At 57.9% G+C, this 9946-nt stretch carries 10 protein-coding genes and 1 pseudogene; 1 reads left to right on the top strand and 10 read right to left on the bottom strand.

The window, feature by feature from the left end:
* Window positions 1–269: 269 nt before the first annotated feature.
* Window positions 270–617 carry a hypothetical protein gene (locus tag Q0478_RS12000; protein ID WP_298679583.1) on the top strand — a complete coding sequence of 116 codons (348 nt, stop codon included), beginning with the start codon at window positions 270–272 and terminating at the stop codon, window positions 615–617.
* A 776-nt stretch (window positions 618–1393) separates the two neighbouring features.
* Here Q0478_RS12000 and Q0478_RS11995 read toward each other — a convergent pair.
* From Q0478_RS11995 to Q0478_RS11950, 10 genes and pseudogenes are all read right to left on the bottom strand, one after another.
* A complete protein-coding gene (locus Q0478_RS11995) occupies window positions 1394–2017 on the bottom strand; it encodes a TetR/AcrR family transcriptional regulator (RefSeq protein WP_298679582.1) in 624 nt (207 codons plus the stop codon).
* The gene (gene ppk2, locus Q0478_RS11990) at window positions 2010–2879 is read right to left on the bottom strand and encodes a polyphosphate kinase 2 (protein WP_298679581.1); all 870 of its coding nucleotides are present in this window, start codon (window positions 2877–2879) and stop codon (window positions 2010–2012) included. Before ppk2 ends, Q0478_RS11995 begins: the two co-directional genes overlap by 8 nt.
* A 36-nt stretch (window positions 2880–2915) precedes the next feature.
* Window positions 2916–3878 (bottom strand): alpha/beta hydrolase, encoded by a 963-nt coding sequence (locus Q0478_RS11985; RefSeq protein WP_298679580.1) that lies wholly within the window; start codon window positions 3876–3878, stop codon window positions 2916–2918.
* A gap of 3 nt (window positions 3879–3881) precedes the next feature.
* The gene (gene metA / locus Q0478_RS11980; RefSeq protein WP_298679578.1) at window positions 3882–4835 is read right to left on the bottom strand and encodes a homoserine O-succinyltransferase; all 954 of its coding nucleotides are present in this window, start codon (window positions 4833–4835) and stop codon (window positions 3882–3884) included.
* Window positions 4836–4864: 29 nt separating this feature from the next.
* Complete coding sequence (locus Q0478_RS11975) at window positions 4865–5734, bottom strand: ATPase (protein WP_298679577.1); 870 nt, start codon at window positions 5732–5734, stop codon at window positions 4865–4867.
* Between the two features lie 53 nt (window positions 5735–5787).
* Complete coding sequence (locus Q0478_RS11970) at window positions 5788–6699, bottom strand: DMT family transporter (RefSeq protein WP_298679575.1); 912 nt, start codon at window positions 6697–6699, stop codon at window positions 5788–5790.
* A gap of 176 nt (window positions 6700–6875) precedes the next feature.
* Window positions 6876–7934: a hypothetical protein gene (locus Q0478_RS11965; protein ID WP_298679573.1), complete on the bottom strand. Its 1059-nt coding sequence runs from the start codon at window positions 7932–7934 to the stop codon at window positions 6876–6878.
* 186 nt (window positions 7935–8120) lie between these two features.
* A complete protein-coding gene (locus Q0478_RS11960) occupies window positions 8121–8990 on the bottom strand; it encodes a DMT family transporter (protein WP_298679570.1) in 870 nt (289 codons plus the stop codon).
* A 166-nt stretch (window positions 8991–9156) separates the two neighbouring features.
* Complete coding sequence (locus tag Q0478_RS11955; protein ID WP_298679568.1) at window positions 9157–9366, bottom strand: hypothetical protein; 210 nt, start codon at window positions 9364–9366, stop codon at window positions 9157–9159.
* 235 nt (window positions 9367–9601) lie between these two features.
* A pseudogene (locus Q0478_RS11950) lies at window positions 9602–9946 on the bottom strand (GMP synthase (glutamine-hydrolyzing)); the annotation flags it as partial.

The raw sequence follows: 9946 nt of genomic DNA, 5'->3' as shown, positions 1-9946 counted from the left end.
TAATCAAACTAACCAGATGAGCCGAAGACTCTCTTAGTTTAGGCCGCCATTGGTTCCAAAAACCCTGACGACGGACACTTCTTGTACTAACAGCTGTAAATGACAAAAGCAGGAAGTCCGCCTACCAAGCATTCAGAGATAACTCCCCTATAAGCCTGACTGACAACGAACTATCATGTCTCCTAGATGCCTTCCTAGAGAGGAACCCATTTCTGGATGATGGAATCTGTTCAGATAGAGGTATCAGCTTGATGTGGAAGGATAGTCAGGTGACTGAACTGATCCTCCAAGACTTCATTGAAAGAGAAGAAATCGTGCTCTCAGTTCATGACAGCTATATCGTCAAGCGAACCCAAGTGCCTGACCTAGAGAGAGCAATGGCTGCAGCCACTAATTCAATTATTGGTGCTAGCCTGCCAGCTGACAAGGATGACTATTCACCAGAACAGAGGCAACAGATCCTAAACGACTTCAGAAGGCATGATCCTAACTACTATTACTCATTGCAGGTCTCCGGCTTCTCCAAGCCTCTTGCTCCTGTTACAAGGACGGAGAGGTATGTTGAGAGCTATCAGAAGTTCCTGAAGTGGAGAGAGACCAGAGAAGACAAGAACTGACTTGCTCTGAAAGCATCTCGCACCACCTCCTTTACCTCTCTCCCATTACTAGGACCAATAGACCAACAGGCCCTTGCACTCGCTAGTCTCGCTGGCTGGGGGGCTATCAGGAAACCCCACCTTGTGTTCGCTTGACCGGACAAAAATCTATATAATCTCTTATAGCAAAATGTCCGGACAGTGGGGACCAAAAGCCCTCGCCTTCAGAGGCTCAGCCAGTCAATCAGGCCGATCATACAGGCCGTACACTCTCGCAAGCTATACGTAGGCTCAAACCAACAGAGACAACTGGTTTACAGACTACATGCTTAAACCCTGCGATACAGGGCCGATGTGGTGCTTTCAGTAGCTACATTCCCAATGACTGCAGATATTCCCAGAGGTGGCTATACTTGTAGCATACTGACCATACCCCTCAGCCAGCTATACCCAATGCAATAGCCACCCTCACTGGCAGAGCGCATAGTTATACACCCAGCATACCCCCTGTGGCCCATGCCCACCCCGTCTAGGCTGTTGTCAAGGGACTGCGAGAATACGGCCTGCTTGGACAGGCGGTATTAGCAGCCCGCTTGAAACAGCCCGTATGTAGCTCCCAGTCAATACTGACCAGATTACTGACCAATATGCGCCTACTTGCATCAAACTACAGGGTTATGGCATCAATAAAACATAGGGATTACGTAGAAACTGGTGGACTTAAAGAGAGCCAACACCTCTCGGGTGCGCCATTTCTTTTTCATAAAAAAGGCGTGGGTGTGGCCCCAAATCTTGGGTTATTCCTTGTCAGCGGCGATCAATCCGAGGCCGCGCAGATAGACGCCGATACCGCTTTCGAGCAGGTCTTCTGGCGAGAAGGGGCTTTGGGTGCCGGCGGAGTTGCGTGCGAAAAGTTCGACAACCCCGTGGCTCATCGCCCAGATATGGGCTGCAAACATCGAGGCGGGAGGGCGTTTGTGCGCCGGAATATGTTGGCTCAGCTCGCTGGCCGCTTGCTCAAGAACGCTGCGCGCGCGCGTGGCGGCGGCGGCAAGCTCTGGGGTGCGGTTTGGCGAGATCCCGCTTTCGAACATGGCGATGTAGTGGCCCGGATAGCGCCTTGCGAAGGCGAGATAGGCGCGGCCCGTGGCTTCAAAGGCCGCCAGAGGAGAGGGTTGGCCCTTCTCATAGGCATAGCGCATGAGATCGGCGAAGCTTTCAAAGCCTTGTCGGGCCGTTTCGGCGATCAGGTCTTCGCGGCCCTCAAAATGCCTGTAGACCGCTGCCGGGGTCACCCCGGCGAGTTTGGCGGCTTCTGACAGTGTGAAGCCTGTCGGGCCTTTGGCTTCGATCAGCGTTAGGGCGGCTTCGACGAGCGCCTGGCGCAGGTTGCCGTGGTGATAGCCGCGTTTTTTAGGCATCCCAGATCTCGGGGCTGCCGCAGATTGCGCTGTCAAGGCGCCCGAGGGCTTTGAGGTCTTTGTGCGTGTAGTCGATCTGGCTCAGCACGCTGCGGATGGCCATGAGGCGCGCGCGGCGTTTGTCATCGGCGCGGATCACGGTCCAGGGGGCCACATCGGTGTGGCTTTGGAGGAGCGTCTCGGAAATGGCGCTTGAGTAGGCGTCCCATTTCTTGAGGCCCTCAACGTCGATCCAGCTCAGCTTCCAATGTTTGAGCGGGTCGCGTTCGCGGCTCAGAAAGCGGCGCAATTGTTCGGCACGTCCGACATTGAGCCAGAGTTTGAACAGCTGCACGCCATCCTCGATCAGCATTCTCTCAAAACTTGGCACCTGGTTGAAAAACTGCGCGCGTTGGCTGTCTGTGCAGAAGCCGAAGACCTTTTCGACACCGCCGCGGTTATACCAGCTGCGATCATAGAAGACGATTTCGCCGCCGGCGGGCAGGTGGTTGATGTAGCGTTGGAAATACCATTCGCTTTGTTCGCGTTCTGTTGGTTTTGCGAGCGCAACCACCCGGGCGCCACGGGGGTTCAGGTTTTCGCGAAAGCGGCGAATGGCACCACCTTTGCCCGCGGCGTCGCGCCCCTCAAAGATCACCGCCACCCGGGCACCACTTTCCTTGACCCAGGTTTGCATTTTGACCAGCTCGATTTGCAATTGCGCGAGGTCTTTTTCATAGGCTTTGCGCGGCAGCCTTTCGCTGTAGGGGTAGGCAGGGTTGAGGATATCGTCTTTGTCGGCCCGCAAGATCGCGGCGCGAATTTCGTCTGGAGCGCTCTGTTCAAAATAGCGGCTGATGGCGCCGTCAAAAGGCAGATCCATGGCCCTTTTCCCTCTCTTTTGGCGCAGTATGGCGGCTTAGGCTTTGGGGTGCAATCCTGCACGTTTCGCAGCCCGCAGAAGGGCCGCAACAACGGCGTCTTCCGCGCTGTGCTGGATCATGTGGCCGTGGCCTGTGAGACGGGTGAGGCGCGTTGTGGGGGCCGCTTTGCACAGCGGCTCGGCGTGGATATGCAGCCCCACGATGGTGTCGGCGCTGCCGTGCAGGCTTTCGATGGGCAGCGTGAGCTTGGGATAGAGCGGGGCCATGGCGGTGATTTCATCCAAGAGATTGGCCCGTTGCAAGGCGGTGGCGCGCATGGATCTGTAGCGCAGGGCCAGTTTGGGCACGAAATGTTGAAAATACCCGTCTGGCACCGGGTTGGGGGCAAAGACCTCACTCAAGGTGCGCTCAAGATAGGCCTCCGGGACAAGGGCCGGCAGCAAGGGCAAAAGGAGCGGGCCCAATATCGGGTGTGCGCCCAAACGATAGAGCGGATCCAGCGCGGTGGTCCAAGGGTGGGAGGGGGCGGCCACAGGGACGAGGGCGGCAACCCTGTCGGGCATATAGCACGCCCAGGCCAGCGCCACCGCCCCGCCATAGGAGTGGCCCATGACAAGCGGCTTGTGCGCGCCCAGCGTGGCCACGGCATCGGCGATTTGGCGGGCTTGTGCGCGCAGGCTGTCTCCATCTGGGGCGCGCGCGGCGCTGTAGCCAAGCCCGGGGCGATCCACGAGGTAGAGGCGGAAATGGGGAGCAAGTCTGGCCGCCAAGGAGAAGCTCAGATCAGCGGTGTGACCGTTGGAGCCATGTATCAACACAAGATCGGGGGCCGTGCCAGCCTTGGCCCCCATCACCCGCAGATGCAGCGGGCTGCCATTGATGATAAGCCTCTGGCCTCGGGCCGGGGCCGCGGCCTCGGCGCGCGCACTGGCGCGCAGCCCCACAAGCCAGAGCACAAGCCAAAGCCCGGGCAGGGCCAAGAGAAGCCAGGGCCACATGCTCTAGCCGCGCAGATCGGTGGTTTCCAGCCCAATTTTCGCGATGTCATAGGGCGTTGTCTCGTAAATTTCGGAGATCCAGTTGCCATAGAGCAGATGGGCATGGCTGCGCCAGCGGTTGAGAGGTGTCTTGGTGGCATCATCTTCGGGGAAGTAATTGACCGGCAGAGCGATTTTGGCCCCCGCCACTTGGGACTCGGCCAGATCGCGGGCATATTCCTCGCCCAATGTGTCGCTGTCATATTCCAGATGGTTGAAGACATAGAGCGTGCGGTGGGCCGGATCTTCCACCAGTGCGGGGCCGACCTCTTCGGAATGCAACAAAAGGTTGAGCCCTGCGGCTTCGATTTCCTCGCGGCGCATTTCGGTCCAACGGCTGACGGGCATCACAAAATCATCTGAGAAACCGCGCAGCAGCATGTTCTGCGGGGCCAGGTTGAGATGTCGATAGCAGCCAAAGAGCTTTTGCTTGAGCAGGTGCTTTTTCACCCCGTGAAAATATCCCAGCATGGCCATTCCACCCCAACAGACCCCGAAGGTGCTGTGGACGTGGGTTTGTGTCCAGTCAAAGACCTCGGTGAGCTCTGTCCAATAGGTGACATCTTTAAATTCGAGGTGCTCAATGGGCGCGCCTGTGATGATCAGGCCATCAAATTTCTCGCCCGCATCGCGCACATCGGCAAAGGGGCGGTAGAATTCTTCCATATGCGCAGCGGCGGTGTTGCGGGTCTGATGGGCGCTCATGCGGATGAGGGAGAGCTCGATCTGCAAGGGCGTGGCACCGATCAGGCGGGCAAATTGAGTTTCGGTCTGGATCTTTTTGGGCATCAAGTTGAGCAGACCGATGCGCAAAGGGCGGATGTCTTGCCGCATGGCCTGATCTTCGCTCATGACGCTGACACCCTCGCGCGAGAGCACGGAATAGGCGGGCAGATGGGCGGGCAGTTTGATGGGCATGACGGGCTCGTTTTGGCTGGAGTGCGGGGTTAAGAGGCGGTGTTGCGCGCGGTGATGGCAGCAGCGACCACCTCGTCAAAGTCGCGTTCATCGCGCAGGTTGGCAAGATTGCTGGCCTCGATGGTCACGCCCCAACGGGCCATGGCCTCATAACGCGGCTGACGGTGGGCCAAGGCCTTTGCATAGGTGTAGCGAATGAAGCTGTCAGGATCAACGTCGCCTTCTTTGCAGTTGTTTTCATTCAAATAATCACTCCAGACACGCGCGAGAAAGGCCGGCTGATAGGCCATGGGTTTGGGGGCTTTGTCAAAGCGGCGGATCAACTCCTGGGTATGGGCGGGCGAGCCTTTGAGCCAGATCATCAGCGTATTTGCGCTGAGTGTTTTGAGAATTTCGTCTTGCGGGTTGTCAGGATCTGCCCATTCACAGATGGAACCGCCGGTGTCGCAGATGAAATGGGGATAATCATAAAGCGCCCGGGCGCGTTCGATGAAATAGGGGGTGTCCAGCAAGGCGGCAATCTCGGCGCGGCGAAATTGCTCCTGGCGCGCGGCATAGGCATTCATACTGAGCCCGCCGGCGGCCGCAGAGCCGGGTTTGCCAAGGTAGCTTGAGACAGCGCCCAGGTTCTCAAATGTGATGTTGGAGCCGATATAGATGGAATCGCTCATCAGAAGCGCGCGCAGAAACGGCACTTTCATCGCCTCGCGCTTGGCATTGTCGGCGATATATTCGCCCATGTAACGCGTGCCGATGCGGTAATCGACGGAGTAATGAAACCAGTCGCCCGCGCTGCGCAACAGCGAGGCGATATGGGTTTTGCCAAGGCCGGACATGCCAAAAAACAGCACCCTTTTCTGCGGGGCAGCGCGCCAGCTTTCTGCGGTGGGATAGATCATTTTGGCCTCGTCTTTCACAGCTTTCCATGGAGTAAAGCGGTGGGGCGACAGGGTCAAACCTTATTGCGCAACCACCGCAGGGCGCGGCCATCCAGCACCAGCAAGCCAAAGGCCAGAATGCCAAAGCCCAGAACCGCGCGCGGCGGCAGCGCTTCCCCCAAGACGGCCCAGCCCAGAACGATGGCAATGGGCGGGATCAGCAAGGTCACGAGCATGAGATTGCCCGCACCCGCCATGGCCAACACGCGATAGTAAAGCAGATAGGCCAAGACCGTCGCAATCAGCGCGTAATAGGCGATGGCCAAAAGCGTTTCAAAGCGCAATGCCAGGGTGAGTGGCCCTTCAAGCGTCCAAGCCAGCGGCACCATCACGAGCGCCGTGCAGCTGAGCATTCCGGCGGCGGCCACAAGCGGGTGCAGCGCGGTGAGATAGCGGCGCGCCCAGACCCCGGCAAAGGCATAGGAGAGCGTGGCTGCAAGGGCGGCAAGTTGGGCCAGAGAGCGCAGATCAAGGCTGCGTAAATTTTCCAAACCGATGGCTGTGCCGACCCCGAGCGCCCCGATGAGCACCCCGGTGGCCTTGCGCGCTGTCAGCCGCTCATCGCGCAAGAACAGGCTCGCCACCAAGACCCCCAGAACCGCCGTGGTGCTGTTGAGAATGGCGGTGAGGCCACTTTCAATGTGAAGCTGGGACCAGTTGAGCAAGGTGAAGGGCACAATATTGTTGAGCAGTCCCATGACCAGAAAGACCCCCCAAATCTTTGCGCCATGCGGCCAGGGCAGGCGCAGTGCAAACACCAGCCCCCACAGCAGCAACGCCGCCCAGAGCGCCCGATGGGCCACGCTTGTGAGCACGCCAATTTCGTTGAGCGCAACGCGCACAGCCAGAAAGACGCCCCCCCAGATAAGCCCGAGAAGAAAAAGCTCGCCCCAGGCGCGCGCGGAGAGTGTTTTTTGCAATGTCATGGGGCAGGTATGAGGGTTTTGACAGGCTGTGGCGACCCGTTTTTTGCGCTATCGCCAAACGAAAGCGCACCGTTATAAAGCGTGCCATAATAAAGCGCCCTGTGACATGGCACAGGGCGCTCCTTATTTAGGCGCTGGTGGTTTGGGCGCGAATGCCGTGGCACCGTTGCCGGGCGTCAGAAGCTGTAACTGATCTTCAGGCCAAATCCGATGGCTTCACTGTTGTCAAAGGTGACAGGACCAACAGTCTGGCTGCCCGGCTTCACATATTGCAAACCACCGGTCAGTTTCACCGAGTCAGAGATGTTATAGCTGCCCCCGAGGCCAATGCTTTTGTAACCGTTTGTGGGTGAAAGCGGCGTGTTGCCCGGCCGTGTTCCAGCGGCCTCATAGCCCAGAGTGAGGGCAAGGCTGAGCTTGTCGTTGATCTTGCGGCCCACACCGAGCGTGAGGCTTGTGCTGTCATCGCGGAAGTTGACCCAATTGGTGCTGGCACCGCCGGCGACGGGGGTTGAGTCCAGCGAGGACCCCGCCCATTTGACATGGCGCACCGAGCCGAACAGCAGCGTGTTTTTGGCAATGCCCGATTGGAACTCGAGATTGAGGCTTTCAGGCGTTTCATGGCTGGCTGTCACGGGAATTGCAAAGTTCTGGCTGCCGTCCAGCGTGTTCTTGATGGATGTGTTGTAGGTCAGTGCAACCCGCAGCGCGATGTCAGGGCGCTCGTAAGCGGCCCCCACCAGCGCGCCCCAGGCGTAATCGCTTGAGCCGATCAGGATGCCCGGAGTTGAGGCGATTGTGCCAGACAAGGATTGCGCGCGCGCACCCGCATGAAGGCTGAAATTGTTGTCAAATTTGTAGCGCCCCACAAAGGTGAGCGCCTTGCTGGAAACATCGGCGTAGCCGCCGGCAAACGGGCCAATGGGCGTGGCCGCGAAGGGGCCGCTGGTGTATTTTATGTTGGCACCAAACGGTTGATCGACAATGACCGCCACATCCACCTGCTCGGTGATGGCTTTCTTGACCGAAAAGCTCATCGGGTTGTAGCGGGTGGTGGCATCATTGGTGCCAAGGCTGCCTGTGACTTCCGGATCGACCGAGCCGACTGAAAAGGTGACCGTATCGCCGGGTTCAAAGATCGGGGTGATCCATTGGCCGGAGCGGTCTATCCCGCCAGCCAAGGCGGCGCTGGTAAACAGGGCCATAAGGCCCGAACTCGTGACAAGGGTTTTCATAAGTGTTTCCTCCCAAAAACATCTTTCGATGGTAGGGGGCAACTTTTGATTCTCAAACAGTTTCCGTTGCGGAATGCCTGCACGGCGCAGGATATGTGGCACAAAAGCCGGCTTTTTGCCCGCAACGGCCGCTATGTTTGTGGCAAAAAGTATACGGGCCACTGTGCGTGGCTGTGCAAAATCAAGTCAGGCCGAGCGGGTCTCAGACCAGATATTGTAGTAATTTCCCGCAAAGATCAGCACCGCTCCGAGCAAGACCCAAAGATCCAACGGCTCATGATATACCGCCCAGCCGATCACCGCGATCAGCGGCAGGCGTATGAAATCCACCGGCACCACGACTGTGGCCGGCGCCAGGCTCAGGGCGGTGGTGAGGCAGAAATGGGCCAGCAAACCGGCACAGCCGATTAAGAGCAGCCAAGGGGCCGTTGCAGGCGAGGGCAGGGCAATATCGCCATCATACCCGGCGCAGAGGATGCCAAAGACCGCCTGCATGGCGGTGAGATAAAACAGGATGCAGGTGATGCGCTCACTGCGGGTGAGCCGCTTTGTGAAGATGATTGACAGCGCAAAGCCGATGGCCGCAAGCGCAGCACTCACAACGCCAAGCCCCACCGTTTCACCAAACGGGCGGGCCACGATCAGAATGCCCGCAAAGCCCAGCAAAGCGGCCAGCACCCGTGTCTGGGTCATCCGCTCCCCAAGCAACAGCGGCGAGAGCACAAGCACCCAGATGGGAGAGGTGAATTCCAGCGCAAAAACCTGCGCCAGCGGAATGACGGTTATGGCGAAAAACCACAGGTTCTGACCGGCAAAATGCGCGATGTTGCGGATGAGATGCACCCCGAGATGCCGGCGCGTGATGTCGTGCAGATGGCCAGAAGCGCGGGCCACGGCAAGCACGATAACAATGCCCACAAAGCTGCGATACATCATGATTTCAAAGGTATCGAGCTCAAAGCTCACCGCGCGCCCGGCCACGGCCATGGCCGTAAACGAGCCAATAGCACCGATCATCCAGAGCATGGCGGGCAGGGTCTTGGAGGGTTCAGTCATGGGGGGCGCGGTGCGATTGCAGTGGTAGAGGGGGCAACGGGCCAGCGCCGCTTGACTTGATGTTTTGGAAGCTCAAACCCCGCCCTCGCGCCTTGGTGAGCCTATTTTGACCTCACACCTTTGGCGCAGAGTTTAGACGGCGCGCGAGGACGTGCAAGCGGTTTGTTTAACTGTCAAAGGCTTTCAGGATAACGGCCTGCTCTTGCTGCGTCAGGGCCGTGTTCAGGCGCTCCACCTTGAGCTTCAACTCATCGGTGTCTAGTGAAATTGCCTTGAGGATGGAAACATATTTCCAAAGCAAAAGCCCGATCGTGCCGACACAGACGAGAATAAAAAAGAGTTCTATGACGATAATGACCGCAAAATAAGTTTCCATGCGCCGGCGGTCCTTCTTGGTTATTCAAAGTGCACTCAACACTTAAATCAGAAGCCAGCATACCTTCCTTGCTTTCAGTGCGCGCTCTTAGAGATCTAAACGGCGCAACGGCTCCGGGTTTGAGGTCTGACGTTAGGGTTTTTGCACAAAAAGGCCAGTAATTATTATGACTGGCCTTTTGGCTGTATTTTCAGAGATCTGCCGGTTGTCGCGCGGTTGTCGTCGGAACGGCCTCTTATTCCCACTCGATCGTTCCGGGCGGCTTTGAGGTCACGTCATAGGTCACACGGTTGATGCCTTTGACTTCGTTGATAATGCGCGTGGCTGTTTCGCCGAGGAAGTCATGGGAGAACGGATAATAATCGGCGGTCATCCCATCAACGCTGGTCACGGCGCGCAGAGCGCAGGCGAAGTCATAGGTGCGCCCGTCGCCCATCACACCCACGGTGCGCACGGGCAAAATGGCCACAAAGGCCTGCCAGATTTCGTCGTAAAGCCCGTGTTTGCGGATCTGATCGATGTAGACCGCATCGGCCTTGCGCAGGATTTCCAGCTTCTCGCGGGTGATCTCGCCGGGGCA

Source organism: uncultured Lentibacter sp., assembly GCF_937123735.1.
Classification (GTDB): domain Bacteria; phylum Pseudomonadota; class Alphaproteobacteria; order Rhodobacterales; family Rhodobacteraceae; genus Lentibacter.
Note: the sequence above shows the minus strand (reverse complement) of the source record. Positions and strands in the feature narration are given on the sequence as shown.

Excerpts from the sequence above, each read along its gene's own strand:
- Q0478_RS11995 (WP_298679582.1), bottom strand. The coding sequence starts at position 2,017 with ATGCCTAAAAAACGCGGCTATCACCACGGCAACCTGCGCCAGGCGCTC.
- ppk2 (WP_298679581.1), bottom strand. The coding sequence starts at position 2,879 with ATGGATCTGCCTTTTGACGGCGCCATCAGCCGCTATTTTGAACAGAGC.
- Q0478_RS11985 (WP_298679580.1), bottom strand. The coding sequence starts at position 3,878 with ATGTGGCCCTGGCTTCTCTTGGCCCTGCCCGGGCTTTGGCTTGTGCTC.
- metA (WP_298679578.1), bottom strand. The coding sequence starts at position 4,835 with ATGCCCATCAAACTGCCCGCCCATCTGCCCGCCTATTCCGTGCTCTCG.
- Q0478_RS11975 (WP_298679577.1), bottom strand. The coding sequence starts at position 5,734 with ATGATCTATCCCACCGCAGAAAGCTGGCGCGCTGCCCCGCAGAAAAGG.
- Q0478_RS11970 (WP_298679575.1), bottom strand. The coding sequence starts at position 6,699 with ATGACATTGCAAAAAACACTCTCCGCGCGCGCCTGGGGCGAGCTTTTT.
- Q0478_RS11965 (WP_298679573.1), bottom strand. The coding sequence starts at position 7,934 with ATGAAAACCCTTGTCACGAGTTCGGGCCTTATGGCCCTGTTTACCAGC.
- Q0478_RS11960 (WP_298679570.1), bottom strand. The coding sequence starts at position 8,990 with ATGACTGAACCCTCCAAGACCCTGCCCGCCATGCTCTGGATGATCGGT.
- Q0478_RS11955 (WP_298679568.1), bottom strand. The coding sequence starts at position 9,366 with ATGGAAACTTATTTTGCGGTCATTATCGTCATAGAACTCTTTTTTATT.